The organism is Silicimonas algicola (assembly GCF_003970735.1).
In the GTDB taxonomy this organism is placed as follows: Bacteria; Pseudomonadota; Alphaproteobacteria; order Rhodobacterales; family Rhodobacteraceae; genus Silicimonas; species Silicimonas algicola.
This window is the reverse complement of the sequence record NZ_CP034588.1, coordinates 501315-527694: the sequence shown is the minus strand read 5'-3', so window position 1 is coordinate 527694 and position 26380 is coordinate 501315. Positions and strand designations below refer to the sequence as shown.

At 65.2% G+C, this 26380-nt stretch carries 28 protein-coding genes and 1 pseudogene; 7 read left to right on the top strand and 22 right to left on the bottom strand.

Annotated elements, in window-relative coordinates; translation table 11 throughout:
- The first annotated feature begins 63 nt into the window (after positions 1 to 63).
- A complete protein-coding gene (locus EF888_RS02610) occupies positions 64 to 282 on the top strand; it encodes a hypothetical protein (protein WP_338143047.1) in 219 nt (72 codons plus the stop codon).
- 62 nt (positions 283 to 344) lie between these two features.
- On the opposite strand, the gene EF888_RS02605 is transcribed toward EF888_RS02610, so the two are convergent.
- From EF888_RS02605 to EF888_RS02535, 15 genes are all read right to left on the bottom strand, one after another.
- A complete protein-coding gene (locus tag EF888_RS02605; RefSeq protein ID WP_109757316.1) occupies positions 345 to 1118 on the bottom strand; it encodes a 3-hydroxybutyrate dehydrogenase in 774 nt (257 codons plus the stop codon).
- Between the two features lie 79 nt (positions 1119 to 1197).
- The gene (locus EF888_RS02600) at positions 1198 to 1713 is read right to left on the bottom strand and encodes a glutathione peroxidase (protein WP_109757315.1); all 516 of its coding nucleotides are present in this window, start codon (positions 1711 to 1713) and stop codon (positions 1198 to 1200) included.
- A 112-nt stretch (positions 1714 to 1825) separates the two neighbouring features.
- Positions 1826 to 2047: a 50S ribosomal protein L31 gene (rpmE, locus tag EF888_RS02595; protein ID WP_109757314.1), complete on the bottom strand. Its 222-nt coding sequence runs from the start codon at positions 2045 to 2047 to the stop codon at positions 1826 to 1828.
- Between the two features lie 11 nt (positions 2048 to 2058).
- Complete coding sequence (gene rplS / locus EF888_RS02590; protein WP_109757313.1) at positions 2059 to 2442, bottom strand: 50S ribosomal protein L19; 384 nt, start codon at positions 2440 to 2442, stop codon at positions 2059 to 2061.
- Positions 2443 to 2652: 210 nt separating this feature from the next.
- Positions 2653 to 3456: a tRNA (guanosine(37)-N1)-methyltransferase TrmD gene (trmD, locus tag EF888_RS02585; protein ID WP_109757312.1), complete on the bottom strand. Its 804-nt coding sequence runs from the start codon at positions 3454 to 3456 to the stop codon at positions 2653 to 2655.
- 80 nt (positions 3457 to 3536) lie between these two features.
- Positions 3537 to 4895: a S41 family peptidase gene (locus EF888_RS02580; protein ID WP_109757311.1), complete on the bottom strand. Its 1359-nt coding sequence runs from the start codon at positions 4893 to 4895 to the stop codon at positions 3537 to 3539.
- A 2-nt stretch (positions 4896 to 4897) separates the two neighbouring features.
- The gene (locus EF888_RS02575; protein ID WP_109757310.1) at positions 4898 to 6013 is read right to left on the bottom strand and encodes a murein hydrolase activator EnvC family protein; all 1116 of its coding nucleotides are present in this window, start codon (positions 6011 to 6013) and stop codon (positions 4898 to 4900) included.
- On the bottom strand, positions 6010 to 7530 hold the full coding sequence (gene gpmI, locus EF888_RS02570) for a 2,3-bisphosphoglycerate-independent phosphoglycerate mutase (protein ID WP_109757309.1): 1521 nt from the start codon (positions 7528 to 7530) through the stop codon (positions 6010 to 6012). The genes EF888_RS02575 and gpmI overlap by 4 nt, the downstream gene beginning before the upstream one ends.
- 56 nt (positions 7531 to 7586) lie before the next feature.
- Complete coding sequence (locus tag EF888_RS02565) at positions 7587 to 8591, bottom strand: ligase-associated DNA damage response exonuclease (protein ID WP_109757308.1); 1005 nt, start codon at positions 8589 to 8591, stop codon at positions 7587 to 7589.
- Complete coding sequence (locus EF888_RS02560) at positions 8588 to 9580, bottom strand: molybdopterin-binding protein (protein ID WP_109757307.1); 993 nt, start codon at positions 9578 to 9580, stop codon at positions 8588 to 8590. Before EF888_RS02560 ends, EF888_RS02565 begins: the two co-directional genes overlap by 4 nt.
- Positions 9577 to 10581, bottom strand: coding sequence for an XdhC family protein (locus EF888_RS02555; RefSeq protein ID WP_109757306.1), 1005 nt, complete (start codon positions 10579 to 10581; stop codon positions 9577 to 9579). Before EF888_RS02555 ends, EF888_RS02560 begins: the two co-directional genes overlap by 4 nt.
- Positions 10582 to 10788: 207 nt before the next feature.
- Positions 10789 to 11214: a hypothetical protein gene (locus tag EF888_RS02550; protein WP_109757305.1), complete on the bottom strand. Its 426-nt coding sequence runs from the start codon at positions 11212 to 11214 to the stop codon at positions 10789 to 10791.
- Positions 11215 to 11361: 147 nt separating this feature from the next.
- Positions 11362 to 12171: a 3-methyl-2-oxobutanoate hydroxymethyltransferase gene (gene panB, locus EF888_RS02545; RefSeq protein ID WP_109757304.1), complete on the bottom strand. Its 810-nt coding sequence runs from the start codon at positions 12169 to 12171 to the stop codon at positions 11362 to 11364.
- A complete protein-coding gene (gene panC, locus EF888_RS02540; RefSeq protein WP_109757303.1) occupies positions 12168 to 13013 on the bottom strand; it encodes a pantoate--beta-alanine ligase in 846 nt (281 codons plus the stop codon). Before panC ends, panB begins: the two co-directional genes overlap by 4 nt.
- Before the next feature lie 45 nt (positions 13014 to 13058).
- On the bottom strand, positions 13059 to 14408 hold the full coding sequence (locus tag EF888_RS02535; RefSeq protein ID WP_109757302.1) for a C13 family peptidase: 1350 nt from the start codon (positions 14406 to 14408) through the stop codon (positions 13059 to 13061).
- A 200-nt stretch (positions 14409 to 14608) separates the two neighbouring features.
- Between EF888_RS02535 and EF888_RS02530 the strand changes: the two genes are divergently transcribed.
- Together EF888_RS02530 and EF888_RS02525 are read left to right on the top strand one after the other, a co-directional pair.
- Positions 14609 to 17107, top strand: coding sequence for a GcvT family protein (locus EF888_RS02530; protein WP_109757301.1), 2499 nt, complete (start codon positions 14609 to 14611; stop codon positions 17105 to 17107).
- A 43-nt stretch (positions 17108 to 17150) separates the two neighbouring features.
- Entirely contained in the window at positions 17151 to 17837 is a 687-nt protein-coding gene (locus tag EF888_RS02525; protein WP_109757300.1) for a hypothetical protein, read from the top strand.
- 111 nt (positions 17838 to 17948) lie between these two features.
- Here the strand turns inward: EF888_RS02525 and rpmB are convergent, their stop codons facing one another.
- Both rpmB and meaB read right to left on the bottom strand, forming a co-directional pair.
- The gene (gene rpmB / locus EF888_RS02520) at positions 17949 to 18236 is read right to left on the bottom strand and encodes a 50S ribosomal protein L28 (RefSeq protein ID WP_109757299.1); all 288 of its coding nucleotides are present in this window, start codon (positions 18234 to 18236) and stop codon (positions 17949 to 17951) included.
- 134 nt (positions 18237 to 18370) lie between these two features.
- Positions 18371 to 19357, bottom strand: coding sequence for a methylmalonyl Co-A mutase-associated GTPase MeaB (gene meaB, locus EF888_RS02515; protein WP_109757298.1), 987 nt, complete (start codon positions 19355 to 19357; stop codon positions 18371 to 18373).
- Positions 19358 to 19447: 90 nt separating this feature from the next.
- On the opposite strand from meaB, the gene hrpB reads away from it, so the two are divergent.
- Positions 19448 to 21841 carry an ATP-dependent helicase HrpB gene (hrpB, locus tag EF888_RS02510; protein ID WP_109757297.1) on the top strand — a complete coding sequence of 798 codons (2394 nt, stop codon included), beginning with the start codon at positions 19448 to 19450 and terminating at the stop codon, positions 21839 to 21841.
- A 49-nt stretch (positions 21842 to 21890) separates the two neighbouring features.
- Here hrpB and EF888_RS02505 read toward each other — a convergent pair whose 3' ends face one another.
- The 4 genes from EF888_RS02505 to pgsA all read right to left on the bottom strand — a co-directional run bounded on the left by EF888_RS02505 (position 21891) and on the right by pgsA (position 23583).
- Positions 21891 to 22109, bottom strand: coding sequence for a hypothetical protein (locus EF888_RS02505; RefSeq protein ID WP_109757296.1), 219 nt, complete (start codon positions 22107 to 22109; stop codon positions 21891 to 21893).
- Between the two features lie 103 nt (positions 22110 to 22212).
- A complete protein-coding gene (locus EF888_RS02500) occupies positions 22213 to 22653 on the bottom strand; it encodes a molybdenum cofactor biosynthesis protein MoaE (RefSeq protein WP_109757918.1) in 441 nt (146 codons plus the stop codon).
- Between the two features lie 4 nt (positions 22654 to 22657).
- Complete coding sequence (gene moaD / locus EF888_RS02495; RefSeq protein WP_109757295.1) at positions 22658 to 22906, bottom strand: molybdopterin converting factor subunit 1; 249 nt, start codon at positions 22904 to 22906, stop codon at positions 22658 to 22660.
- Entirely contained in the window at positions 22903 to 23583 is a 681-nt protein-coding gene (gene pgsA, locus EF888_RS02490; protein WP_109757294.1) for a CDP-diacylglycerol--glycerol-3-phosphate 3-phosphatidyltransferase, read from the bottom strand. Before pgsA ends, moaD begins: the two co-directional genes overlap by 4 nt.
- 115 nt (positions 23584 to 23698) lie before the next feature.
- Between pgsA and trhA the strand changes: the two genes are divergently transcribed.
- From trhA to EF888_RS22135, 3 genes and pseudogenes are all read left to right on the top strand, one after another.
- Positions 23699 to 24358: a PAQR family membrane homeostasis protein TrhA gene (trhA, locus tag EF888_RS02485; RefSeq protein WP_241239776.1), complete on the top strand. Its 660-nt coding sequence runs from the start codon at positions 23699 to 23701 to the stop codon at positions 24356 to 24358.
- An 80-nt stretch (positions 24359 to 24438) separates the two neighbouring features.
- A pseudogene (locus EF888_RS22140) lies at positions 24439 to 25179 on the top strand (aminomethyltransferase family protein); the annotation flags it as partial.
- 36 nt (positions 25180 to 25215) lie between these two features.
- Positions 25216 to 25542, top strand: coding sequence for a glycine cleavage T C-terminal barrel domain-containing protein (locus tag EF888_RS22135; protein ID WP_478403545.1), 327 nt, complete (start codon positions 25216 to 25218; stop codon positions 25540 to 25542).
- A 3-nt stretch (positions 25543 to 25545) separates the two neighbouring features.
- On the opposite strand, the gene EF888_RS02475 is transcribed toward EF888_RS22135, so the two are convergent.
- On the bottom strand, positions 25546 to 26376 hold the full coding sequence (locus tag EF888_RS02475; RefSeq protein ID WP_109757292.1) for a DUF6544 family protein: 831 nt from the start codon (positions 26374 to 26376) through the stop codon (positions 25546 to 25548).
- Between the last annotated feature and the right edge of the window lie 4 nt (positions 26377 to 26380).

The following is a 26380-nucleotide window of genomic DNA, read 5'->3' as shown; positions in this document are numbered from 1 at the left end:
GTATGGGGTAACATGTCCGATCGGTCAAAGAAGGCCGGCGGCGTAGCAAAGAGAGACGGTAAAGTGAAATTCAAGTCCACAGCCCTGATCGTAGCCATGTGCTTCTCGGTCGCCGCGGCACCGGTCTTCGCTGGCGGAATGGCGGAGCCCGTGATGGAACCCGAAGTGATCGCCGAAGAATCGTCTTCTTCCGGCGGTTTCATCATTCCACTCCTGCTGCTTGCCATCATCGTCGCGATCGCGACGGCCGATGACGGCGGCACGTCTGGCGAAGTGTTCTGAGCGAAGGTCGATACCTCGCTCGCGGACGGCGGCCCCACACGGGCCGCCGTTTTTGTTTCCGGCTACTGGGAGGTCCAGCCGCCGTCAGCGGAGATCGTCGTTCCCGTCACCTGCGCTGCCGCATCCGAGCAGAGGAACAGCGCGATCCCCGCGATCTGCTCGACTGTCACGAATTCCTTCGAAGGCTGCTTGAGCAGGATAACCTTCTCGATCGCCTCATCTTCGCTGATCCCATACTCGCGAGCCGTGTCCGGGATCTGCGCTTCGACGAGGGGTGTCAGGACGTAGCCGGGACATATGGCGTTTGCCGTGATCGCCTCGCGAGCCGTTTCCAGCGCCACCACCTTCGTCATACCCACCACGCCATGCTTGGCTGTGACGTATGCCGATTTGAACGGGCTCGCCCTCAGGCCATGAGCCGAAGCCACGTTGACGACCCGGCCCCATCCCGCCTTGCGCATCAGGGGAAGGGCCGCAGCCGTGGTGTGGAAGGCCGAGTTCATGTTGATCGCAATGACCCGGTTCCAGGCATCCACTGGAAACTCATCTATCGGAGAGACGACCTGAATGCCGGCGTTGTTCACTAGGATGTCGCATGCGCCCGACTGGCGGATCAGATCGCGGCAGGCCTGGCCGTCCGCCATGTCGGCGGCGATGTACCGGACCTCGACGCCGTGGTCCCTCGAGATTTCGGCGGCCAGCGCATGATCCTCATCCCGGTCGGTGAAAGAGTTCAGAACGACGCTCGCCCCTTGTTCCGCAAGGGCCCGAGCAATGCCGAGGCCGATGCCGGAGTTGGAACCCGTGATGACGGCGGTCTTGCCGGACAACGACATTGGACGATCCTTTCGCTTGTGCAGAAATCATAATGCACGCGCAAGATAACGCCACGCCGTTTGGAGGCCAGCGACAATCTCAGCCGCCGAGCGCGCTCTCGATGGCGGTGGTGATCGCGCGAGAGCCGGGCTTCTCGATCGATCCCCAGGTGCCCAGTATTCTGCCGTCGGGACCAACAAGCACCTTGTTGAAGTTCCATGAGGGAACGAACCCGGTCTGTTCCTCCACGTGGCGATAGAAGGGATGCATATCGCTTCCCCTGACATGGCTGATCGTGGTCATCGGAAAATCGAGGTCGAAGTTCAACTCGCAGAAGTCCTTCACCTCGGACTCCGAAGACAACTCCTGCCTGAAGTCGTCGGAGGGGATCGCAAGCACGACCAGACCGTCGTCCTTGTAGCGATCATAGACCTCCTGCAACCCCGCATACTGGGGCGTGAACCCGCACAGCGACGCGGTGTTGACGACCAGCATGGGGCGACCCGCCCATTCGGCGGTGTCGTATGTGCCACCGTCGATGCTGTCGAAGACGAAGGTTTCTGCAGCAAGAGGTGTGACGATCAAAGTGGCGATAAGCGTGACGAGGGTGCGCATCTTTTTTTCTCCCTACCTATCTACGAGCCGGGACGTGCTTCGGTTTCCTCGGCCTGAACGAAAGACGCCGCCCTCTCGGGCGGCGTTGATGTGTCTCTCGGGCAGTGCCGGTTCAGAAACCGAGACCCTCGTACTTCTTCTTGAACTTCGACACGCGCCCACCGGTGTCCATAAGGCGGGTGCCGCCGCCGGTCCAGGCGGGGTGGACCGAGGGGTCGATGTCGAGCGACAGCTGGTCGCCTTCCGAGCCCCAGGTCGAGCGCATCTTGACGACTTCGCCGCTGACGAGCTTGACGTCGATGTTGTGGTAATCGGGATGAATGTCTTTTTTCATGGATCCGCTCCTCAGGCCTCGGCGCCGTCGAGCGGCTTGTAGTTGGTGACCTCGGCGATCCGGGCCGACTTGCCGCGGCGCGTGCGGAGGTAATACAGCTTGGCGCGACGGACACGGCCGCGGCGCACGACGGTGATGCTGTCGATGTTGGTCGAGTGCAGCGGGAAGACCCGCTCGACGCCCTCGCCGAAGGAAATCTTGCGGACGGTGAACGATCCGGCGATGCCCTTGCCATTCTTGCGGCTGATGCAGACGCCTTCGTAGTTCTGCACGCGCGCACGCGTGCCCTCCGTCACCTTGTAACCGACACGCAGGGTGTCGCCCGGCTTGAAATCCGGGATCTCTTTGCCGAGGGCCGCAACCTGCTCGGCTTCCAGTTGTGCGATCAGGTTCATCTGACCAACTCCTATCTACGCTCCGGGTATGTCCCGGAAGTTGTTGCGCCCCAGAGCTCCGATCTGTTGTGAGGGCCGGTCATGGCGGCCTTCGGAGGGTTCGGGTCCCCGTTCGCTTGTCGTGACTCCACAGGCCACAGGTCCACTGGCCGATTCAGCCGCGAACTCGCGCCGTATAGGGTCGGCGGCGCGGCGGATCAAGTGGAAAGGTCAGCCGCGCTCGGCCTCGCGACGCACGATCAGGTCAGGACGACGTTCCCGGGTCAGGCGCAGGGCCTCCTCACGGCGCCAGCGGGCGACGGCCGCGTGGTCGCCGGAGGTCAGCACCTCGGGAATCGTCCGCCCTTCCCATTCGGAGGGCCGCGTGTACTGGGGATGCTCCAGAAGCCCGTCCGAGAAGCTTTCCTCCTCGGTCGAGGCCGAATTCCCGAGAACGCCTGGAAGAAGGCGCACGGTCGCGTCGATAACCGCCTCGGCGGCGATCTCGCCTCCGGTCATCACGAAGTCGCCAAGCGAGATCTCCTCGATCCCGAAGTGCTCGATCACGCGTTCATCGAGCCCTTCGAACCGGCCGCAGATCAGGGTCAGGCCTTCCGTCACGGCGAAGCGGCGCGCGGTCGCCTGGTCGAACGGCCGGCCGCGCGGGCTGAGATAGACGAGAGGCCACCGCGCCCTGTCGGTCGGGGCATCGCGCATGGCGAAGCGGATCGCGCGACCCATGACATCGGCCCGCAGAACCATACCGGCCCCACCTCCGGCCGGGGTGTCGTCTACGTTGCGGTGACGACCCTCGCCGAAAGTGCGCAGGTCGATCGGATCCAGCACCCAAAGGCCTTGGTCTAGTGCCTTGCCGGTTAGAGACAGACCAGGGATGCCGGGAAAGGCGTCAGGGACGAGGGTGATGACCTTGACGGTCCACGCGCCCTTGAGACGCGGTCGATCGGACATGAGGTCTCGCGGCGCGGAGGTGGCATTGATGGCGAGGCGGCCGTGGGATTTGGAAGGTGCGGACATGATGGCGCTCTAGCGCACGTCCGTTGGCCCGGCAAGCGCGCCAGAGGGCGGGGAGGAGGCGACCCTCCTCCCCGTGTTCGTCAATTTGCCTCGCGCGCCAGAGCGGCGGCATATTCCGGCCCGAGGGCCGCAAGGCCCTTGAGGATGTCGATGGCGTAGGCCAGCTGATAATCCTCGACGCGCAGTTCCGCAGCCTTGTCGGCGGCGGCGCGCTCTTCCTCGACCTGACGGCGTTCGTCATCGGTGAGGCTGTCGTTCGATAGCGACCCGCGCAGTTCAGCCTCGGACCGGGCGCCGCGATCGGGCGCTTCGTCCTCGGTCGTTTCCGGAGGCGGCGGCTGTTGCACGACGATGTCAGGCGAAACGCCGAGAGCCTGGATCGAGCGGCCCGAGGGCGTGTAGTATCGAGCGGTCGTCAGGCGCATCGCGCCATCGCTCCGAAGCGGCATTACGGTCTGGACCGAGCCCTTACCGAACGACTTGGTGCCGATGACGATGGCGCGCCGGTGATCCTGGAGCGCGCCCGCCACGATCTCCGAGGCCGACGCTGATCCGCCGTTGATCAGGACGACGAGCGGCTTGCCCTCGGCCAGATCCCCAGCCTCGGCATTGAAGCGGTCGCCGTCCTGAGGTTCGCGGCCGCGTGTCGAGACGATCTCTCCCGCGTCGAGGAAGGCATCCGAGACGCGCACAGCCTGGGTGAGAAGCCCGCCGGGGTTGTTCCGCAGATCGAGAACGAAGCCGTTCACGTTCTCCATCCCGCCCAGTTCCTCGACCTTTTCCGCAAGCTGGTCGCGCATCGTCGGGAACGTCTGGTCCGAGAAGGTGGTGAGGCGCAGAACGACCGTCTCGCCCTCGATGCGCGAACGGACGGCGGTCAGCTTGATGGTGTCGCGGATCAGCGAGACGTCGAATGGCTCGGCTTCTCCCTCGCGCACGATGGTAATGATGATCTCGCTTCCAACGGGCCCGCGCATGAGGTCCACGGCCTGATCGAGCGTCAGACCCAGCACGCTTTCACCGTCCACATGCGTGATGAAGTCGCCGGAGATGATTCCCGCGTCGCTGGCAGGCGTGTCGTCCATCGGAGAGACGACCTTGACGAAGCCTTCTTCCTGCGTGACCTCGATGCCGAGACCGCCGAACTCGCCCCGCGTCTGGACGCGCATGTCGGCGGCGTCGTCGGGCGACAGGTACGACGAGTGCGGATCGAGCGAAGTGAGCATACCGTTGATGGCCGCCTCGATCAGATCCTCTTCGTCGACTTCCTCGACGTACTGGGAACGGATCCGCTCGAAGATGTCGCCGAAGAGGTCGAGCTGCTCGTAGACGCTGGCCTTCTTGTCAGCCTCCTGAGCCAGAAGGGGCCCCGCGACCTGAGTGGTGATGACCGCGCCGAACATGACCCCGGTCACCGATGCCAGAAGAAACTTTTTCATGCCTAGTCCTTACCTCCGCCCGTCCAGGGCATACCCGCCGGATCTACCGGGGTCCTTCCCTGTCTTATCTCCAAATAAAGCGTCTCGCCTCCGAAAACGCCACCGTATCCGCCCACGTCGTTCAATTTCTCTTGTGCGGTGAGAGAGGTCGTCCCCATCAGGCCGATCGGTTCGCCGATGGAAACGGTCTGCCCGCGACGCACGAAGGTGCTTGCGAGCCCTGCAAGGATCACGAGCGATCCGGGGTTCGGTTCGAGGATCGCGACCCTGCCCTGGCCGGGAACGTCGCCGGCAAAGCGCACCGACGCTGGAACGGGTGCGGTGACCAGGGCTTCGTCCGGCGTCGAGAGAATCCAACCGGGCCTGCGGACTCCCGCGGCGTCCGCCTCATCGTACTTGCGAAGCACCTCGCCCGTGACCGGCAAGGACCATGCACCGTCGGTGACCCAGCCCTCGGGGCCTTTGTCGGGCATCAGGCTGTCTGCGAAGGCAGCGAGCGTTTCGGCGCTGTTGACGAGCGCTTCGATGGCCGCGTCATCTGTCGAGACGCTATCCGGCAAGTCGCCACGGGCGGCGATGGCCTCGGAAAGACGCAGCCGTGCGGTGCGGATGCCGTCCGAGCCCGCCTCGAGCGTTGCGATGCCCGACCTTTGAAGACTGACGAGCGTCTTGAGATCTGTGAGATCGACCCTGAGGGTATCGACCCGATCATTGAGAGACGGAACGAATGCGGCGGCGAGAGTGCCGGCCCGGATCGTCTGAAGAGCTCCGCCCGGATGAATCAGGGTCTCGGTCTGCGCCTGCCTGGAGGTTGTGGCCAGAAGCGAGAGCAGCGTCGTCAGTTCGCCCTCGTTCGTCTCGAGGACCGTGCGAATCTCGCGTTCGCGTAGTTCGGCCCGGCGCAGGCCCTCGCGCATGGCGCCGAGACCTGCCTCATAGGCGCGAACGGTGCGCGTCAGGGCGGCCACCCGATCGGCGGCGTCGGACGCTTCGGTCAGTTGAACGGCAGCCTCGTCGAGTTGGCGCGCCGCGTCGCGCGCCAGATCCGCGGCCTCGTCGGACCAGGCAGGTTGCCAGGCGACTGCCAGTGCAGCGAGTAGACCCGCGATCCGTTTCATCGGCGGATCAGGCTCCGCCCGGTCATCTCTGCGGGCTGCAGAAGTCCCATCATCTCGAGGATCGTGGGCGCTATGTCGGCCAGACGACCGTCGTTCAGTCCCGACGCCTGCGGATAGCCGACGACAGCGACGGGAACGAGGTTCGTGGTATGCGCCGTGTGCGGCCCGCCCGTGTCGGGGTCGATCATGGTTTCGCAGTTGCCATGATCGGCCGTCAGGACAAGCGCGCCCCCGACGTCCTGCAGAGCCTCGACCATGCGCGCAAGACCTTCGTCGACCGCCTCGCAGGCGTGGATGGCGGCATCGAGGTCACCCGTGTGACCGACCATGTCGGGGTTGGCATAGTTGACGACGATCAGGTCGTAGTCGGCCCGGATCGCCTCGACCAGCCTGTCAGTTACTTCATCCGCCGACATCTCGGGCTTGAGGTCGTAGGTCGCCACGTCCGGCGACTTGGGCATGACGCGATCTTCGCCGGGTTCGGGATCCTCCCTGCCGCCGTTCAGGAAGAACGTGACGTGAGGATACTTCTCGGTCTCGGCCAAGCGGAACTGGCGAAGACCCTTGGACGCGACCCAGGCGCCGAGCGTGTTGACGATGTCCTCTTTGGGAAAGACCGTCTGCATGTAGGCGTTGTGCTGGTCGGAATACTCCGCCATCCCCAGCATTGCCGAAAGCTTGGGCCGCGGACCCGTCTCGAAGGCTGTGAAATCGGGCGCGCCGATGGCCGCAAGGATCTCGCGCGCGCGATCTGCGCGGAAGTTGACGAAGAAGATCCCGTCGCCGTCCTTCATGCCCTGATAGTCGTCAAGCACCGCCGGCTCGATGAACTCATCACTCACGCCCGCCTCATAGGAGGCGCGCGCCACGTCGGGCGCGTTCAGAGCCGGTGTGCCTTCGCCTCGGACGATCAGGTCGAACGCCTTCTGGACGCGCGGCCAGCGGTTGTCCCGGTCCATCGCAAAATACCGGCCGATCACCGTGGCGATGCGGACACCGTCGGGCAGGTCCGTCTCAAGCGTCGCCAATTGCCCGGCGGCAGAACGGGGCGGTACATCGCGGCCATCGGTGATGGCGTGGACCACGACGGGCAGGCCCCGGTCGGACATCGCCTTTGCGGCCGCCGCGATGTGCCGCTGGTGAGAATGCACGCCGCCCGGCGAGGCGAGACCAGCCAGGTGGACTGTGCCGCCTGCCGCCTTCACGGTGTCTGCGAAGGCCGTCAGCGCCGGCCGATCGAAGAAGCTGCCGTCCTCGATGGACAGGTCGATCTGACCCAGGTCCATCGCGACCACACGGCCCGCGCCGATGTTCGTATGTCCGACCTCGGAATTGCCCATCTGGCCCTTCGGAAGGCCGACATCAGGGCCGAAGGTGACGAGTGTCGCCTTAGGGCTCGTCGCCATGATCCGGTCGTAGGCGGGCGTGCGGGCGAGAAGGGGCGCGTTGCCCTCACGGTCGTCGCGCAGGCCCCATCCGTCCAGGATGCAGAGAACCACAGGTTTGGGTGTGCCCATTTCCGCCTCGCCGTTTTACCCTGACATAACCTGACGGGAGAGGATTGGGAACCGCCTCAGGCTTCTGGATCGTCGTCGTCGCCGCCAAACTCGGTCTGAACGATGCCGGCTTCGTAACCCTGATCCTCGAGCCAGCGCCGGAAAATCGAGGTGTAGCCATGGGTGACGAAGACGCGCTCGGCCCCTGTTGCTGCGATGGCTGAGTTCAATCCGGCCCAGTCCGCGTGGTCGGACATGATGAAACCCCGATCGGCGGCGCGACGCCTGCGGACACCGCGAAGTGCCATCCAGCCGCTGGCGAAGGCGGTCGATGCCGGGCGAAAGCGGGCGGCCCAGGACGAGCCGAGGGCAGAGGGCGGCGCGAGGACGAACGCTCCGGGGTAGTCCTTAGCCTTGGTCTCGGGCGTCACGCGGATGGTCTGGGGGAAGTCGAAGCCTTGGTCCCGCAGAACCTGGGTCGTTCCCTCGACCGCCCCATGCGTGAGGATCGGTCCGATGGACGGGTCCAGCGCCGCGAGGATGCGTTGCGCCTTTCCCAAGGAGTAGGCGCCACAGATCGACGCCCTGCCCTCGGCGGCGTTCGAGGCCCACCAGGCGTTGACCTCATCCGTGACCGCTGCGGGTTCCGCCCACGTGAAGACCGGCAAGCCAAACGTGCATTCCGAGATGAACGTGTGGCAGCGGACCGGCTCGAAGGGTTCCGACACGCCGTCCTGGACAACCTTGTAGTCGCCAGAGACGACCCAGACCTCGCCGCCGACCTCGACCCTGATCTGCGCCGAGCCGGGAACGTGCCCCGCGGGATGAAAGCTGAAGCGAGCCTCGCCGATGCTGAACGTCTCGCCATAGCGCACCGTGTCGAGGCGGATGTCGCCGAGGCGATAGCGCATCACCGGAGCCGCGGTCTCGGTGGCGATGTAGCGGCCCATCCCGTCGCGGGCGTGGTCAGCGTGTCCGTGAGTGATGAGGGCCTTTTCCACCGACCGCCAAGGATCGATATGGACGCCAGCGGCGGGACAGTAGATGCCCCTCTCGGTGAAGGTCAGGACAGGCGCATTCATCGCTTGGGCTGGCGGGGCTGCGGTCGTCCGGGCATTTCCTTCAGCAATCCTCCGACCCCCATCCGCGCGATCCCGTCGCCATCGACCGGAATCCCGGCCGAGATGCGTTCGAGCACCCAGTCGACGCCGTTCAACGCCGGAGATCGTGCACAACCCGGCAGGCCCACGACAGGTGTGCCCTTCAACTCGCCGAGGAAAAGCAGGTTCCCGGGGTCGACTGGCATACCGAACCGGTCAATGCGGCCACCCGCCCTCACGACGGCCGCGGGGGCCACGTCGGCGCGGTCGGACGTCGCAGACGCGCCGAGGATCAGAATGAGATCGGCCGAGGGATCGAGTGCCGCTGCAACTTCGGATTCCTCGTGCTCGGTGATGCGGCTCTCGGCGAGGTTATAATTCAAGGCCTCGACGCGAGTCCGGACGACATCCTCGCCTTTCTTCAGCAGGCTTTCCTTGAAGCCGTCGGTTCGGGTCAGGATCAACTGCGCGCGCCCGCCCGCGAAGGGGTGAAGCCGGATCGGTTGCCGACCGAGCGCGTCCTTCCCGGCGGAGACCACGGCTGCGGGAAGACAGTAGGGGATCACCTTCACGGTCGCCACAAGCTGGCCCGCGTCGACGCGCAACAGGTCCGGCAACGTCGCCAGGGTGAGCCCTTCGTCGACTGCGTTGAAGTCGGCAATGGCCCAGGCGTCGACTTCGACGACACCCGGTGCCGCGGCCTCGAGGTTGACGCGCCCGGTAAAGACGGGACCGAGGGTCAGGCCGGGGGCGGCAAGTGCCGTTCCGATGATCTTCGCTGCTTCGTCTTCCGGCAGATCGTCGGGGTCGAGGCGGGCCGCAATGACGGAAGCGTAGCCGGACTTTCGCAAGCGCTCGACCCCGTCGGCGTCCAGCACCGTGCCTTTGCGCAGGCGCTTGCCGTCGGCCTCCAGCGAATGAGCGAGGATTGCCCCCTCCGCGTCTTGCAGGTCGACCGGGCCGAACCTCACGGACGCCGCCCGGGACGCGTCTCGGGACGCCGCAGCCGCTCGGTCATTTCGGCCATGATGGACACGGCGATCTCGGCAGGGGAGCTGGCGCCGATGTCCAGACCCACGGGGGCGTCGATCCGGGCGATTGTCTCGGTGTCGAACCCGGCTTCGGTCAAGGCGGCGACCCGCTTGGCATGTGTGCGGGAGGACCCCAGGGCGCCGATGTAGAACGCCTCGGATCCCAGTGCGACTTCGAGAGCGGGCGTGTCGATCTTGGGATCGTGGCTGAGGGTCACCACGGCGGTCCGGGTGTCGAGCCCGTATGCCGCCAGCGCCTCGTCGGTCCATCCGTCGAGGAAAGTCTCGCCGGGAAAGCGCGACGAGCTGGCGAAGCTGTCGCGGGGGTCCGACAGAACCACGTCGTAGCCGGACATCCGGGCCATCTCGACAAGCGGCTGCGCGATGTGGACCGCCCCCACCATGACGAGACGGAGAGGGGGATTGTGAACCCCTTGGAAGACGTCCCCCTCGCGCTGCGAGCGGTCGGTACGGAAGCGCTGTTCGAGGGTCTGGTCGGACGGGTCGCGATCAAGGAGGCGGCGCTCCCAGGTCGAGAGGTTCACCTCCCAGACCACAGGACGTCGCGCACGCCGCGCGGAGACGAGCGCGCGCAACTCCTCAACCGAGGGCCCCTCTCCGACGCTGACGGGCTCGACAAGCACGGCGATCTGGCCCCCGCAGGCAAGTCCGACCTCGAAGGCGCTTTCATCGGACACTCCGAACTCGAGCAGACGGCAGGTTCCGTCTCGCATCGCCTCGGTCGCCTCGAAGATCACGGCGGATTCGACGCAACCGCCCGAGACGGACCCCATGAACTCCATGTCCGCATCGATGACGAGCTGCGATCCGACGGGGCGCGGCGCCGATCCCCATGTGCTGACGACGGTCGCGAGCGCCACGCTGCGGCCAGCCTCGGCCCAGTCGAGGGCAAGCTCGGGGATGTTGTCGTGAGACGTCATGGTGTGGCACCTCCGACCCTCAGACTAGCAGGGCAACAGACCCTTCGCATTACACATAAAGACCTATGATCCGCCATAAATCGGACCGAATTCCGAGTGATTGTTTCCAATGTAGGCGCCCTAGTCCGGCGTCTCATCTTCCTCCCTGACTGACTGGCCGTCTCTTCGAGGCGGCCTTTTTTTCAGCGGGAGACCGGCTTGCGCGGTCTACCGGGCGATGGCCAGAAGCGGTGCGCCGAAGTCTTTCAGCAGGCTCGGAAGATCGATCATCTCGATCATTTCGATCTTCAGCGGTCCCTCCACCTCGCGCAGGAAGTAGCGGAAGCGGCTTTCGTCCAGGGAATCGCCCGCCGCGTCGAAGTAGCTTGCGGTGACATGAGCCACATGCCGGCCTTCGCGGTCGAGCGACACCGCGTTCAGCTTCAACCTGCGGCCATGCATTCCCGCCCGCGCCAATTCTTCGCCATACGCCAGCGCAATCGAAGCGAGTTGCTCTTGCGTGTCGACGGCGATGATCCTGCCGACCACGAAGATGATCGTGGGAAAGAAGAAACGCTCACTGACGCCTGCGTAGTCGCCGTAAGACATGTCGGCGGACAGATCGTCAAGGAACGAAGAAATCGTTTCGTACATCCGTGAGATTCCGAACAAGGAGGGCGGCAGACGGCCGGTGCCAAACGAACGCGCGGACAATCCGCTCGAAATATCGCAGAGCCGTTCGGGTTCAAGATCCCGGATTGTGACGGCATCGCCTTGTAAGGGCGACAGAGCGCACGACCTTTATCGGTAGACTTCATCGTCGGAGGGGAAAGTTCGGGCTTTTACCTCTTCGGCGTAGGTGGCGACGGCGCTTTCAATCTGGTTCAGAAGGTCGCCGTAAACTTTCACGAACTTCGGCGGGCGCGGGTTCAATCCCAGCATGTCCTCGAGCACGAGGATCTGCCCGTCGCATTCCACCGACGCGCCTATGCCTATCGTCGGGATGTCGATCTGCTTGGTGATGCGCGCGGCGAGACGCTCGACCATCCCTTCCAGCACGACCGAGAAGGCACCGGCGTCGGCCACGGCTTTCGCGTCATCCTCGTGAGCCGCCCAGGTGTCCTCGTCGCGGCCCTGCGTCTTGAACCCGCCCATGACGTGGCTCGACTGCGGCGTCAGGCCCGTGTGCGCCATCACCGGAATGCCGCGCTCGACGAGGAAGTGAATCGTCTCGGCCATGCGCTTGCCGCCTTCCAGCTTCACCGCGCCACAGCCCGTTTCCTTCATGATCTTCGCAGCGTTGCGGAACGCCCTGTTGGGGCTTTCCTCGTAGGTGCCGAAGGGCATGTCGACGACGATCAGCGCCTGCTTCGTCCCGCGAACGACCGCGCGCCCGTGCATGATCATCAGGTCCAGTGGAACACCGACGGTTGTCTCCATTCCGTGCATCACCATCCCGAGGCTGTCGCCCACGAGGATGAAGTCTGCATACTTGTCGACGATGGCCGCGGTGTGCGCATGGTAGGAGGTCAGCGACACTATCGGTACACCGCCCTTGCGTGCGGCGATCTGAGGAACGGTCGTGCGGCGGACGGCTTTCTGAACGCTCATGGAGCGATCTCCCTCTGGTCAATGAGCAGGACATCCCCGAACTGGACGGAGATCATGATGCCGACCGTCGCGGTCGGTCGGCCCGAAGCCACCTCGAACGTGGCTGCGTCTACGATGTCGAGGCCCTGAAGCGTCGCGCGCGGCTCGCTGTCGATGACGCGACGGATCTCATCCGCCATTTCCTCGACCGTCGCGCCTTGCGCGGCAATGGACCGGGCGGCGTCCAGTGCGGCGTTCAGGACCGGGGCGGCGCGACGATCCTCGGGCGTGAGACGGACGTTGCGCGACGACATTGCAAGCCCGTCCGTCTCGCGCACCGTAGGTACGCCCACGATACGCAGCGGCATGTGAAGATCGGCAACCATGCGGCGGATCACGGCGAGCTGCTGGTAATCCTTCTCGCCGAAATAGGCGGCATCGGGCTGTGCGATATTGAAGAGTTTCGTGACGACCGTCGCGACACCTCTGAAATGACCCGGCCTCACCTTACCATGAAAGACATGGGCGAGCTTCGTCGTCTCGACGATGGTCTCGTCACCTTCGGGATAGATCTCCTCGACCGACGGGAGGAGGACGGCATCGACGCCCGCCTCTTCGAACATCGCGAGGTCGGCTTCCTCGGTCCGGGGGTACTTCAGAAGGTCGGCCGGGTTGCCGAACTGTGTCGGGTTCACGAAGATCGTCGTCACGACACGGGCGTTCTCTGCCTTCGCCGCCGCTACGAGCGCCATGTGACCGTCGTGAAGCGCACCCATTGTGGTCACGAGACCCACAGTCTCGCCGGAAGCGCGAAAGCGCGCGATCTCGCTCCGGTAGTCGGCGATGGCACGGCAGACCTTCATGGGCGGATGCTTACCCGGCGGGCGCGCCGGTCTCAAGCGCGGGCGTCACGGCTGAAGCGTCGCCAGCCAGCGGTCGAGCGCCGCGCCGATGGATGCGCCCTCGGCGATCTGGGGTTGCGACGCGTCATAGCCTTCTCGGGCCTCATTCTCGGCGACGATATCCTGCGCGATGCGGGCGGCCTCGCGCGGGTCGAAACTCTCGGCCAGTCCCTCTTGGAAGAAGGCGCGGCCCCAGTCGGTCCACTCGTTTTCGGCGGCGCAACCGAACGAGGCCCGGTCTGCGCGGGCCGCCGTCAGGATCAGCCTGTTCGAGGCACGAAGGGCCTCGACGAAAGAGCCTGAGTAGCAGGCCGACACTACGATGACGGCGTTTGGGATGCGCGCCTCATCCAGGATGCGGGCAAGGTCTCCGGTCTGCAGGTCTCGGGATATCGCGCCGTTGAACCAGGTCGAAAGGAGACCGGGCGCACCGTGGCTTGTGATGAAGAGAAGGAGGATGTCCTCCTCGTTCATAGCCCGTCCGACCGAGAAGAGCGCTGTGGCAAGGTTCGTACGGTTCAGGAGCGGCAGCGCCGCGGGCGTTGCGGCATCGTTCACGAGTCGGATGACGCGGCCTTCGGCGCCGAAGTCGGTGGCAAGCTGATCTGCGACCGCATCCACCTCGCGGGCAAAGACGCCTTCGTAGGGGTGACCGGCGCCCAGAACGGCGAATAGCTCGGGCACACCCGCCTGCCCGGAGCGCAGTGCGGCGGTCTGTTGGCGGAGGAGGTCGGGCTGAGCGGCGTAAAGCGCTTCGGTGTCGGGCACGGGCGGGGCTTCGCTCGCAACTTCCTCGTCATTTGTCCACAGGGGCACCCCGGCCCATTCGAGCGTGACGAGGCCGACCGACACGACGAAGGCCAGAGCCGCAATGCCTCCGGTCACCGGGCCGAGGGTCGCAAGAAGAAAGAGGACCGCGGGCAACATCGACGGCAGCGCATAGCCGATGATCCAGCCAAGCCAGCCGTCAGGTGGGATCACGAAGCCCGCGACGAACGCCAAGACGAGGCCGATCGTCAGCGCCCACAACAGCCCCACGGCAAGGTCGGGAACCACTTCGCCGCGCCTCGCCGCGACGGCGACGAGCAGTGCGGCCAGAACATGAAACACCACGCCTCCGGCGAAGCCCCGCATCTCCCAGTAAGTCAGCGATCCAGGCGAGACGAGGATGACATAGACCAGAGCCTCGATGGCGATCAGCACGACGAAGGCTACCAGCGCGTCAGTCGAGCCCGCGTGGACCGGACGCGTGTCGGCGCCGGGCAAGATGCGGCGGATCACCGTCGAAAGGTTCTCGACCGATCGGGCCAGAAGGCCGCCGGAAAGTACCTCCGATGTGCCCGAGGGCTCACTCACGGCGGCCTCCTCGGGGGGGCGCTTTCGGCCTTGGTGTGGGAACGGTGCGGCAGCGGGTCGTTCATTCCGGGCATGCTTACGTGCCAGTCCCGCGCCGCCAAGAGGATGCGCGTCGCTTTCACAACCTTTCCTGTCGGTTGAACCTGACGCGCAACAGACCTTTCGGGTTTAATCCGCGCAAGTCAGGAAGGAATCGGCTCATGAAGACCCATGTGAAGGCCCTTGTCGTCGGCGGCGGCGCGGTCGGAACCTCTATCGCCTATCACCTCGCCAAAGCGGGGTGGAAAGACGTGATGCTGCTGGAGCGGGACGAGCTGACTTCGGGGTCCACTTGGCACGCGGCGGGTCTTCTGCCTTATTTCAACATGAGTTTCGCCACGACGCATATCCACGACTACTCGATCAAGTTCTACAAGACGCTGGAGGAAGAGACCGGCCTCAATCCGGGGTTCTATGTCGTGGGCAATCTTCGCATGGCGCAAAGCGCTGCGCGGATGGACGAGTACATGCTCTACGCCACGACGGCCGAGACCTGTGGAGTGCCTTTCCAGTGGCTGACCCCTGACCAGATCAGGGAGCGGTGGCCGCTGGTCAGAACCGACGATCTGGAGGGCGCGATCTATCACCCGACGGACGGCTACATCAACCCCGCCGACGTGACCCAGGCAATGGCCAAGGGTGCTCGGATGAACGGCGTCGAGATCGAGCGGCGCTGGCAGGTGGACGGATACACCTGGACCGGCGACCACTGGGACGTCACATGTTCGAAGATGGTCGAGAAGGGCGGAAACCTGATCGCCTCGGACGAGCAGGTGGTGATCCACGCCGAACATGTCGTGACGGCGACGGGAAACCACGCGCAACGGACCGCGCGCCTTCTGGGTCTCAGGATTCCCGCAATCCCCGTCGAGCATCAGTACATCGTCACCGAACCCGACCCGGCCTTGGTGGAATGGCGCAAGACCAACCCCCAGCACCCGGTCCTGCGCGATGCAGACGCCAAGTGGTACGTCCGCGAAGAGCGGGGCGGTTGGATCCTCGGGCCCTACGAGCGCAACGCGCCGGCGCGCTTTGAATACGGCGTGCCCGACAGTTTCCGCGCCGACCTCTTCCCCCTCGACCTCGAACGGATCGAGGAAGAATACATGGCGATGATCCATCGCATTCCCTCGTCCGAGGAGGTGGGCCTGAAGGACGATTTCAACGGTCCGATCTGCTACACTCCGGACGGCAACCCGCTTCTCGGACCCGCACCGGGCCTCCGCAACATGTGGCTGGCGGAGGGCTTCAGCTTCGGCATCACGGCGGCCGGCGGCACGGGGCACTACCTCGCTCAGCTCATGGTCGAAGGCGAGGCGGAAATCGACATGGCCTCGCTCGATCCCAAGCGCTATGGTCCCTGGATGACGACCGAGTATGCCGCCCGGAAGAACGAGGAGGCCTACGAGCACGTCTACATCCTGCACCATCCCGACGAGGAACGACCGGCCTGCCGGCCCTTGCGCACCGCGCCCGCCTATGACCGGCAGAAGGCGCTCGGCGCGCAGTTCGGCCACGTGAACGGCTGGGAGCGGCCGATCTACTACGGCCCGAAGGACGCACACGAGACCTTCGATCACGACGCGCGCAGTTTCCGCCGCGGCGGCTGGTGGCACTACGCCGAGGCCGAGGCGAAGGCGATCCGCGAGGGTGCGGGCCTGATCGACGCGACGGCCTTCGCCAAGCACCGCATCAGCGGGCCCGGCGCGACAGCTTTCCTCGACTGGTTCACGACGAACCGCCTGCCGAAGGTGGGTCGCATCAACCTGACCTATGCCCTCACGTCTGCGGGAACGACGCGGACGGAATACACAATCGTCCGGCAGGCCGAGGACGACTATTACCTCGTCTCGGCTGGGGCGTGGGCTGCGTACGACCAGGACTTCCTCTACAAAGCCATCATGGAGAAGGAGAAGGATTTCGGGCGGATCAACAAGGAGGATGTCACCACGCAGTGGGGCGTGCTTGCCATCGCCGGACCGAAGTCACGCGCCATCCTGAACGGGCTGATCAAGGACGCCGACGCTTCGACCGTCCTGTCCAACAAGCGCTTTCCCTGGCTATCTTGCAGGGAAATCGAGCTCGGCATGGTGCCTGTCCGGGCGATCCGCGTCGCCTACACAGGCGAACTCGGATGGGAACTGCACCACCCGATCGAGATGCAGAACCACCTGTGGGATCGCCTCATGGAGGCCGGCGCCGAACATGGGCTCACTCCGGTCGGTGCTCGGGCCCAGAACTGGCTTCGGCAGGAGAAATCCTATCGCGCCTTCGGGACCGAACTTGGCCGCGACGCCACGCCTCTCGAAGCCGGCCTCGACCGTTTCGTGGATCTGACGAAAAAGTTCTACGGCAAGGCGGAGATGCAGGCGAAAGGCCTTAGGTCGATGTGCGTCACGCTTCTGATCGACGGCCCGGACGACGCCGACCCCTGGGGGCGGGAGGCGCTCTACGACGGGGAGCGTCGCATAGGCCGCCTGACCTCGGGCGGGTACTCGGTCGCCTTCGGGAAGTCGATCGGGATGGGCTATGTTCCGACCGAACTCGCCGCGCCCGGCACGCAGCTGAAGGTCAGGATGTTCGACCGGCTGTGGGATGCCGAGGTGACAGTGGATTCACCCTACGACCCTGAGAACAGGACGATTCGGGTGGATGGCTGAGGGACGCCCCCGACGAAGGAGGTTTCGGCGCAGCGGCGCATTCGTGGCTTTTCTCGTGAATGCTGCCTTTGCGACCGCGATCCTGAGCGTGCCGTTTCCCGGTCTCCATCGTGCGCTCTATCCCGAAGCCTTCGGACTGAGCGAGATCGCACCGCGCGTCTGGACCGACGCTCCAGATCGCGCGGAAGAACTGCTTGGCATGGCTGAGGCCGCCCGCGCGAATGTCGTGTCGTTCTTCGGCGACGACCCGCCGCGGCCCACCCTGATCCTCTGCGCGACGCGGGCCTGCGCTGACGACTTCGGCGTGGGAGGCAACGGGCTCGCCGTTGCGGACGTGATCGTTGCGGTGTCGCCCGGGGGACTGACGCGCGGCACCCTGACCCACGAGATGATGCACGCGAGGCTTCACCGGCGCCTCGGACTCGCTGCGATCCTGCGTCAGCCCTACCCGACCTGGTTCGACGAGGGGCTCGCGACCCATGTGTCCGGCCAACCCGCCTGGCGTGGCACGGTTACCGACGAGGCGCGTGATCGCGTCCGCCAGGTGACGCGCTTCTGGCGATGGCGCGACGCCATGAATGAGTTGGGTGTCGGCCCCGCCTATGGGGCGGCAGCGGCGGAAGTGGCGGCGATCGAGGCTTTGGCGGGGCGGGAGGGGCTCCTGGAGCTGATCCGGAGGGCCGAAGCAGGGGACGATTTCGACCGGCTTCTTCGGGATATCACGGGTTGACCGGGGATGTGTCCCCCACCGCGAAGTGCTTGGAGGTCGATCCAAGAGCCGTACGGGGAAACAAAAAGCCCCGCCGAAGCGGGGCCTGCGTTTACCTGCCGTTCGAAAGCGTCAGGCGGCCGCCTGGGCCTTGACGATCTCTTTCTTGATCTTCAGCGCGTTCGCGCTCAACTCGACGTCCTTCGCCTTCATCAGGTAGGCATCGAGGCCCCCACGATGGTCGACGGTGCGCAGAGCGGCCGACGACACGCGAAGCCGGAAGGTCCGTCCGAGCGATTCCGACATCAGTGCGGTTTCCGTCAGGTTCGGAAGGAACCGGCGGCGGGTCTTGTTGTGGGCATGGCTGACGTTGTTGCCCGACATCGGGCCTTTTCCAGTCAGTTCGCAGCGGCGCGACATATCATATACCTCGGTTCGTCTCGGTCGAAGGGCGTTGGCCCTAATGCAAAGGGGCAGCGCCATCGGCCCTGCCCGAGAATCCGTTCGCGGGGGATAGGGGGAATTGCACGGACCGTCAAGACCGGAACGCCAGATCAGGTGTCCTTGAGGCGACGCAGGACCTCTGCTGCCGCCGACGAAGGACTGCGGTCGCCCCTGGAGACCGCGCGCCCCAACTCGGTCATCGCGGTATCGGAGGAAGAGTCGTCACGCAGACGGGCGAGAAGGCCTTGGCGGACCTCGTCCTCGAACCAGCGCGTCGCCTGGCGCGCGCGCCGGTCCGCCCAGTCGCCCGTCTCGCGGCGGAAGTCGGCCAGGGTCTGCATTGCAGCCCAGGCCTCGGCGAGGCCTCTGTTCTCCAGCGCCGACACAGTCAGCACCTTCGGAAAGCCAGGTGCGTCGCCATCCCGCCGCCTCAGAAGCCTGAGCGCCCCCGAATAGTCTGCCGCCGTTCGGGTCGCGGCCGCTTTCAGATCGCCGTCGGCCTTGTTGACGAGGATAAGGTCCGCGGTCTCCATGATGCCGCGCTTCACGCCCTGAAGCTCGTCGCCGCCCGCAGGCGCAATAAGCAGGACGAAGAGGTCGGACATCTCGGCGACTATGGTCTCGGACTGCCCGACGCCGACCGTCTCGATCAGGACGACGTCGAACCCCGCCGCCTCGCAAAGTGCCACGGCGTCGCGGGTTCGGCGGGCAACGCCACCCAGATGGGTCTGACTGGGAGAAGGCCTGATAAAGGCATTGGGGTCCCGGGAGAGGCGTTCCATCCGGGTCTTGTCGCCGAGGATCGAGCCGCCGGTGCGGGTCGAGGAAGGGTCGACGGCGAGGACGGCGACACGCAGGCCCTGCCCTGTCAACATCAACCCGAAAGCCTCGATGAACGTCGACTTGCCGACACCGGGCGTTCCCGAGAGGCCTATGCGCAAAGCTTCCCGGCGAGACCGCGCGAGATCCTCGAGCAATGCGTCGGAGGCCGCGCGATCGTCCGCACGACGGCTTTCGACAAGTGTGATCGCGCGGGCCAGCGCCCGGCGGTCGCCCTGCCGGATACGCTCGGCGATTTCTGCGGTCGACGTCGTCATCGGCGCGGACCCTGCACGGACTGCAGGCCGCTGTCCAGACAGGGGATCTGCCTCTTTGCCCGTGACCGCGAGCCGGAGTATTGGCTGAGAATGGACGCTCTGCCGATAGACGACGCCTTGCCCGACCTCATCGCCGCCCTTCGCGAGCGGCGGCAGGCGGTGCTGCAGGCGCCTCCAGGTGCAGGCAAGACGACGCGGGTTCCCTTGGCCCTGCTCGACGCTGGTCTGACTGCCGGACGCATCGTGATGCTCGAGCCACGCCGGATCGCGGCACGCACGGCCGCAGAGCGGATGGCGGCGACGCTCGGTGAAGAGGTCGGACAGACGGTCGGATACCGTATCCGAGGCGAGGCGAAGGTGTCGCCTGCGACCCGGATAGAGGTGGTGACCGAGGGCATCCTGACGCGGACGATGCAGCGGGATCCGTCGCTGTCCGGCGTCGGGGCCGTGATCTTCGACGAGTTCCACGAACGGTCGCTCAATGCCGATCTCGGCCTCGCACTTGCGCTCGAGGTGAGGCAAGCCTTGCGCGAGGATCTCCTGCTGCTGGTCATGTCAGCGACGCTTGAGGCTGGACCCGTAGCGCAATTGATGGGCAATGCGCCGGTGGTGACCTCGGTCGGGCGGAGTTATCCGGTCGATACGCGCTGGCTTGACAGGCCACGAGGACGCGAGGCGCGTTTCGATGCCGACCTTGCCGCTCTCGTCAGGCAGGCGCTGACCGAAGAAGAGGGTTCCGTGCTGGCGTTCCTCCCGGGCGAGGGCGAGATACGTCGTGTGGCGCGTCTTCTGGGGGACGCGGGCGGCGTCGAGGTGTTGCCGCTCTATGGCGCCCTGCCCTTCGTCGAACAGAGGCGCGCCCTGACGCCGTCCGGCCATCGGCGCGTCGTGCTTGCGACCGCAATCGCCGAGACCTCGCTGACCTTGCCGGACATCAGGATCGTGGTCGACGGCGGACTGGCGCGGCGGGCGCGGTTCGATCCGGGTTCTGGCATGTCGCGGCTGTTGACCGAGCGGGTCACGAAGGCAGAAGCCGACCAGAGGCGCGGGCGGGCCGGTCGCGTCGCACCCGGAGTGTGCTTCCGTCTCTGGACGAAGGGAGAGGAGGGCGCTTTGGCCCCTTTCCCTCCCGCCGAGATCGAGACCGCGGATCTCGCGGCACTTGCCCTGTCGCTGGCGGAATGGGGCAGCGGCGACTTGCCCTTCCTGACCGCACCTCCCGAAGGCGCACTGCTCAGAGCGCGCGAATTGCTGAGGGACCTGGACGCGCTCGACGCGGAGGGGCGGATCACGCCGCACGGACGCGCGCTGGCCGCGATGCCGCTTCACCCCAGGCTCGGGCACATGCTGGCGCGGGCGGGCCGTGGGGCGGCCCTGCTGGCGGCTCTGCTCTCGGATGGAGACCCTTTGCGCGGGGCCGGGGCGGACCTGGGCACGCGACTTGCGGCTCTCAAGGGGAGAGACCGCACTCCGACGCTGGACCGCATTCGCGCCGAGGCGCGACGGCTGGAGAAGTCCGCCGGGGATGGCATCGTCATCGACCCTGCCGAGCAGGCGGCGCTCGCCTATCCTGATCGGATCGCGCTTCGCCGTCCAGACGCGGCACCGCGCTGGCTCACCTCGGGCGGCAAGGGGGTGAAGATGGATGCGGCAGACCCACTCGCGGGGACGCGTCTAATTGTCGTGACGGACACGGACGGTCATCCGACGGAAGCGACCATTCGAACGGCGCTGCCCCTGTCCGAGGCCGCTGTACGAACCCTCTATTCGTCCCGAATCGTAGAGGTGCGGGAGGCGCGGTGGTCGCAGGCCGATGGCCGCGTCGTGGCCACCGTCGAGGAAAGGCTGGGTGCGCTTGTCCTATCGACGCGGCCGTGGACCGATGTTCCGTCCGACTTAGTGGCGCTTGCGATGCTGGATGGGGTGCGGGCCCTGGGTCTGGGCCTCTCATCGACCGCGAAAGGGCTGCAGGCGCGAGTGAAGCTTTTGCGCGACGCGGGTCACGATCTCGCGGACCTATCGGACGAGACCCTGTTGACGGAGACCGAGGTCTGGCTTCTCGCTTACATTGACGGTGTGCGGACCGCAGGTGAGTGGAAGGCGTTCGACCTGACGTTTGCGCTGGATGCGAGGCTCGGACATGCAGGCCGTAGGCTGGTTGACCGCGAGGCTCCGGCGCACTTCGAGACGCCCCTGGGACGGCGCATCGCCATCGACTATGGCGGCGACGCGCCCGAGATCTCCCTGAGGCTTCAGGAAATGTTCGGCGTCACGCGTCATCCCGTCGTCGCGGGACGTCCCTTGCGAGTGACGCTTCTGTCGCCTGCCGGTCGACCCGTGCAGACCACGATGGACCTGCCGGGTTTCTGGTCCTCGTCTTACGCAGAGGTACGGAAGGACATGCGCGGACGTTATCCGAAGCATCCCTGGCCGGAAGATCCGACCGCCGCGAACCCGACCTTGCGCGCAAAGCCGAGGTCGTGACGCCGACGCGCGCAGGTGTGGAGCGCGCCGTTTCTAAAGAACGCAGTGGTCAGTACGACGACATCGGGAAGGGGAACTCCTCCTCGTCGCCTTCCGTCCAGTTGCGATACCCGTTGAAGGCGCCGCCGGTGGTGCGCTCGTCCCCGAAGCTCTCGGTCAGCGTGCCGGCCTGGCCGCCGCCGATCTCGGACCCGTTGTCTCGGTAGACCGCGCTCTGGAACCCGAGTTCCCCCTTGTAGCGACCGTCGACGTAGAACGAACCGGCCACGCGGCTGCCCTCGATCGAGCCGTCTAAGGGCAGAAGCGGGGAAATGTCGCCGCACCTTAAATTTCTAAACGACGTCGCGGGGCGGCGCATCTCAGTACGGCAACTACCAGCGGTTCAGAGCGACATCGTCTTCGGTCCGGGCCTCTACCCACCCCTCGCCGTCGGAGCCGAACTCCTTCTTCCAGAACGGCGCTCGGGATTTGAGGTAATCCATCAAGAACTCGGCCGCGGCAAAGGCATCCGCCCTGTGACGCGCCGCCGTGACGACCATCATGATCTGGTCGCCGGGCACCAAAGTACCGAAACGATGGATGATTCCGGCCCCGTCCAGCGCAAAGCGCGTCAGAGCCTCGTTCCGAATCGAGGTCAACGCCTTCTCGGTCATGCCAGGATAATGTTCGATTTCCATACGCGACAGCGTTCCGCCCTCGTCGCGCACGAGACCCGAGAAGGTGACGACGGCCCCTGAATGGGAGTGAGCCGCGGTAAAGGCCTGTAGCTCTTCGCCCATGTCGAACGGTTCGGACTGCACGCGGACGGACACGGCTTCAACCACCGGTCATTGGCGGGAAGAATGCAACCTCGCGCGCACCGGCAAGAGGCGTGTTCATGTCCGTCAGCTCCTGATCGACGGCCACGCGAACCGACGACATGTCCGAGAACGCCAGAGCATGGGCATCACTGCGCCCCTTCAGCTCGGTGACGAGGTCGGCCACGGTCGCTGCGTCAGTTTCGACCCTCTCCTTCGGAGCGCCGATGCGTTCACGCAGCCAGGCGAAATAGAGAACGTCGATCATGCGTTGTCCCGCAGATAGGGGAGCGCCTTGCGGAAGTAGTCCAGACCCGTGACGAGCGTCAGGAAAGCGGCGACCCACAGAAGGCCGACGCCGACCCACCACGTCACCCAGTAAAGCGAGTCGATCAGGCGCAGGTTCAGGGGATCGTCCCCGCCGGTCATCACCGACTGATATGTCAGCGCATCCATCCCCACAGAGCGCTCGACGAGCATGTGCTCGAAGACGCCGGTGCCGAAGAGGATGCCGATAGCCACCATCTGCGCCGTCGTCTTCCACTTGGCAAGTTTGGTCACCTTGAGCGTGCCAGCGGTATCCCCGAGAAATTCACGAAGACCCGAGACGAAGACTTCGCGGAAGATGATGGCGGTGGCCGGCAGCAGGATCCAGGGGTCCATCCCGTCGGAACGATGCACGCCCGAGAGACCAGCGATGAGAACCAGAGCGATCACCACCATCGCCTTGTCGGCGATCGGGTCCAGCATGGCGCCGAATTTCGATTCCTGTTTCCACAACCGCGCGAGGTAGCCGTCGAACCAGTCGGTGATCGCGGCTCCGACAAACAGGAACAGCGCAAACCAGTCGGCCCAGGGGCGCGTGAAATAGAGGAACAGGATCACAACGCCTGGCGCAGCCAGGAAGCGAAGCGTCGTGAGGATGTTCGGGATGGTCCAGGTCATGGTCCTGAATTAGTCGCGCAAGCGTCAAAGGGGAAGGCCTTGACCCGGCGGAGTTCCGCGCGATCCTGTCATGGAGGTTTAATTTTGGTGATCTAGATCGTCCGTCATGAGTCCGATGAGTAAAAAACGCATCTACAGCCGGTCCGAGTACATCTCGGACCTGGTGGTTCACGTGGCAGGCATCGTTGCGGTCCTCGCCGCGGTCCCGGCCGCGATCCTGATTGCCGCGACGTTTCCGACGAGCGACTGGAATGTCACGGCTGCCAGCGTCTATGGCGCGGGTCTTGCCGCGATGATCGTGTGCTCGGCACTTTACAACATCTTCCAGCACGAAGAATGGGAGTGGCTGCTGAAACGGCTCGACCATTCCGCGATCTACCTCAAGATAGCAGGCACCTATACGGCGTTCGTCCTCGTCGCGGGCGAAGGCGCGTGGATCGCCGTCTCTCTCTGGGCGACCGCCGTCGCCGGCATAACGCTCAAGCTCGTCAGTCCGTACAGGTTCAGGGCTGTCAGCTTGGCGCTCTATCTCGGCATGGGCTGGTTGGCCGCATTGGCCGGGTGGGAGCTTTTCGCGTCCTTCCCACGCCCGGTGGTCATCCTGGTGGCGACTGGAGGAACGCTCTACACGATCGGCGTCGCGTTTCACCTGTGGCACCGGCTGCCGCACCACACCACGGTCTGGCACGTCTTCGTTCTCATGGCGAGCTTCACGATCTACGCGGGCTTCCTTGTCGCGATCATCGCGGGACGGGCGGCGCAGGCAGGCCTTTGAGGCCGAGGCCACTGGACGCCACCCTGGCTTGACGCTTCTATCCCGTAGCGTCGCATCGTCCGCCAAACGGAAGCCCTGCCATGTTCACCATCTCGCCCTCTGCCCGTCTACGCCCTTCGCCGTTCTACGGGGCAACGCTGGCCGAGGGCGTGTGCGCGATGACATCTTACAACAACATGCTGATGCCCACCTCCTACGGCGACCCTGACGAGGAGTACCGGCGCCTCATCGAGGGCGTGTCGATGTGGGACGTCGCAGTCGAGAGGCAAGTGCAGCTCAAGGGTCCGGACGCAGGTCGGCTGGCGCAAATCCTTTCCCCGCGCGACCTCTCGGCCTGCAAGGTCGGTCAGGGCAAGTACGTCCCGCTCTGCAATCATCGTGGCGTACTCATCAACGATCCGATCGTGATGAAGCGCGGTGACGACCTCTATTGGCTGTCCATCGCAGACAGCAACGTCTGGTTCTGGGCCGAAGCCATCGCGTGCGAACGGGGGCTGGACGTCGAGGTCAGCGAGCCCGACGTCTCTCCCCTCGCCGTTCAGGGACCGAAGGCCGAGGAGGTCGTCGCCGCCCTTTTCGGCGACTGGGTGCGCGACCTGAAGTATTTCTGGTTTGCCGATGCCCGGATTGACGGCATCCCCGTCGTCGTCGCGCGCTCGGGCTAGTCGAAGCAGGGGGGGTTCGAGATCTACCTGACCGACGGCTCGAAGGGAACGTCGCTCTGGAACATCGTGCGCGAGGCCGGGCGGCCTTTCGAAATCGGGCCCGGCAACCGGAACTGGTGCGAGAGGATCGAGAGCGGACTTCTGTCCTGGGGGGGCGACACCGACGACCGGACCAATACTTTCGAGGTGCGGATGGAGAAATACATCGACCTAGACGTGCCGGACGACACTGTGGGAATCGAAGCTCTGCGCCGGATAGCGGCCGAGGGGCCCGCACGTCATCAACTGGGCGTCGTGCTGGACGAGGGCGAGAAGGCGCAGCCCGCCTTTACGTGGAACGATATCGAGATGGACGGGACCAAGGTCGGCGATCTGACGAACTGTACCTGGTCGCGTCGGATGAAGCGCAACATCGGCTTCGCGCTGATCTCGGTCTCGGCGCAGGCGGGCGATCGAGTGGTTGTCCGCCGCGAGGACGGACCTATCGGAGGGTCGCTGTGCGAGCTCCCCTTCCTGTGAAGTTCAGCGCAGGGTGACGGCGGTGATCCGCACGCGATAGAACGGAAAGTATTCGGGCGTCCCGATGTGATTTCCGCCCTCGACACGCGTGGCCAACCGGTAGCCGCCGAAATCGCGGTGATCCGACAGCGTGCCCCCGAAGGGTTGCAGGCGATACTTATGGTCGGGGTTAGCGTCGCTCCAACGGTCGATCGTGACGCGAAGGGGGGCGCCATCGTCGTCCACGTCGATGCTCACGCTCTGTATGAGACCCGCAAAGCTGACGGTGGCGCGGGCGGTGTCGGGTCCGGTGGCGTCCCACGTCACGCTCTTTGACGGGAGAAGGGTCGCGGGCGACCAGATCGCCGCTTCCGCCACGACGCGGCCGAAGGCCGAGCGGCGGTGGTCGGGCGTGCCGGACAAGCGTGCGACCGGCAGAAGATGCGCCACCCAGAAGCGCGTCCACGAGGTTTCGGGCAAAGCTCCGTCAGAGCCGGAAATGAGTTTTCCGCCAACGCGCCAGACGAAGCCTTCCGGCGCCACAAGAATCTGGCGCGCGCCGATGGGCTGACTCTTGGGGTCCCTTGCGTCCCCCAGGCAAAGATCGCCTTCCATCGTCAGTTCCACGACGCGGGCGAGAGGCGCGCCCGGCGTCATGGAATAGGCGAAATACCGGCGGGCGGGCTCGGGCAGGTCGGCGATCATCGCAGGGTCGAAGAACCGCGGCGCAGGATCCGCAAGAGAGGCGAGCCGCCTCCAGGCCGCACTCGCGCGAAGGACGTCCGACACACGCCAAACGATCAGCGCGACGAGGAGCAGGAGGAGGGAGGCGACAGCGATCTCGATCAGGATCATGTGT

Excerpts from the sequence above, each read along its gene's own strand:
- moaD (WP_109757295.1), bottom strand. The coding sequence starts at position 22,906 with ATGATCGACGTTCTCTATTTCGCCTGGCTGCGTGAACGCATCGGCGCT.
- panB (WP_109757304.1), bottom strand. The coding sequence starts at position 12,171 with ATGAGCGTTCAGAAAGCCGTCCGCCGCACGACCGTTCCTCAGATCGCC.
- trmD (WP_109757312.1), bottom strand. The coding sequence starts at position 3,456 with ATGTCCGCACCTTCCAAATCCCACGGCCGCCTCGCCATCAATGCCACC.
- trhA (WP_241239776.1), top strand. The coding sequence starts at position 23,699 with ATGAGTAAAAAACGCATCTACAGCCGGTCCGAGTACATCTCGGACCTG.
- pgsA (WP_109757294.1), bottom strand. The coding sequence starts at position 23,583 with ATGACCTGGACCATCCCGAACATCCTCACGACGCTTCGCTTCCTGGCT.
- EF888_RS02475 (WP_109757292.1), bottom strand. The coding sequence starts at position 26,376 with ATGATCCTGATCGAGATCGCTGTCGCCTCCCTCCTCCTGCTCCTCGTC.
- EF888_RS02575 (WP_109757310.1), bottom strand. The coding sequence starts at position 6,013 with ATGAAACGGATCGCGGGTCTACTCGCTGCACTGGCAGTCGCCTGGCAA.
- EF888_RS02555 (WP_109757306.1), bottom strand. The coding sequence starts at position 10,581 with ATGACGTCTCACGACAACATCCCCGAGCTTGCCCTCGACTGGGCCGAG.
- EF888_RS02565 (WP_109757308.1), bottom strand. The coding sequence starts at position 8,591 with ATGAATGCGCCTGTCCTGACCTTCACCGAGAGGGGCATCTACTGTCCC.
- EF888_RS02580 (WP_109757311.1), bottom strand. The coding sequence starts at position 4,895 with ATGAAAAAGTTTCTTCTGGCATCGGTGACCGGGGTCATGTTCGGCGCG.
- meaB (WP_109757298.1), bottom strand. The coding sequence starts at position 19,357 with ATGACGACGTCGACCGCAGAAATCGCCGAGCGTATCCGGCAGGGCGAC.
- gpmI (WP_109757309.1), bottom strand. The coding sequence starts at position 7,530 with ATGGGCACACCCAAACCTGTGGTTCTCTGCATCCTGGACGGATGGGGC.
- rpmB (WP_109757299.1), bottom strand. The coding sequence starts at position 18,236 with ATGTCGCGCCGCTGCGAACTGACTGGAAAAGGCCCGATGTCGGGCAAC.
- EF888_RS02550 (WP_109757305.1), bottom strand. The coding sequence starts at position 11,214 with ATGTACGAAACGATTTCTTCGTTCCTTGACGATCTGTCCGCCGACATG.
- EF888_RS02600 (WP_109757315.1), bottom strand. The coding sequence starts at position 1,713 with ATGCGCACCCTCGTCACGCTTATCGCCACTTTGATCGTCACACCTCTT.
- EF888_RS02530 (WP_109757301.1), top strand. The coding sequence starts at position 14,609 with ATGAAGACCCATGTGAAGGCCCTTGTCGTCGGCGGCGGCGCGGTCGGA.
- rpmE (WP_109757314.1), bottom strand. The coding sequence starts at position 2,047 with ATGAAAAAAGACATTCATCCCGATTACCACAACATCGACGTCAAGCTC.
- EF888_RS22135 (WP_478403545.1), top strand. The coding sequence starts at position 25,216 with ATGGAGAAATACATCGACCTAGACGTGCCGGACGACACTGTGGGAATC.
- panC (WP_109757303.1), bottom strand. The coding sequence starts at position 13,013 with ATGAAGGTCTGCCGTGCCATCGCCGACTACCGGAGCGAGATCGCGCGC.
- rplS (WP_109757313.1), bottom strand. The coding sequence starts at position 2,442 with ATGAACCTGATCGCACAACTGGAAGCCGAGCAGGTTGCGGCCCTCGGC.
- EF888_RS02605 (WP_109757316.1), bottom strand. The coding sequence starts at position 1,118 with ATGTCGTTGTCCGGCAAGACCGCCGTCATCACGGGTTCCAACTCCGGC.
- hrpB (WP_109757297.1), top strand. The coding sequence starts at position 19,448 with ATGGACGCTCTGCCGATAGACGACGCCTTGCCCGACCTCATCGCCGCC.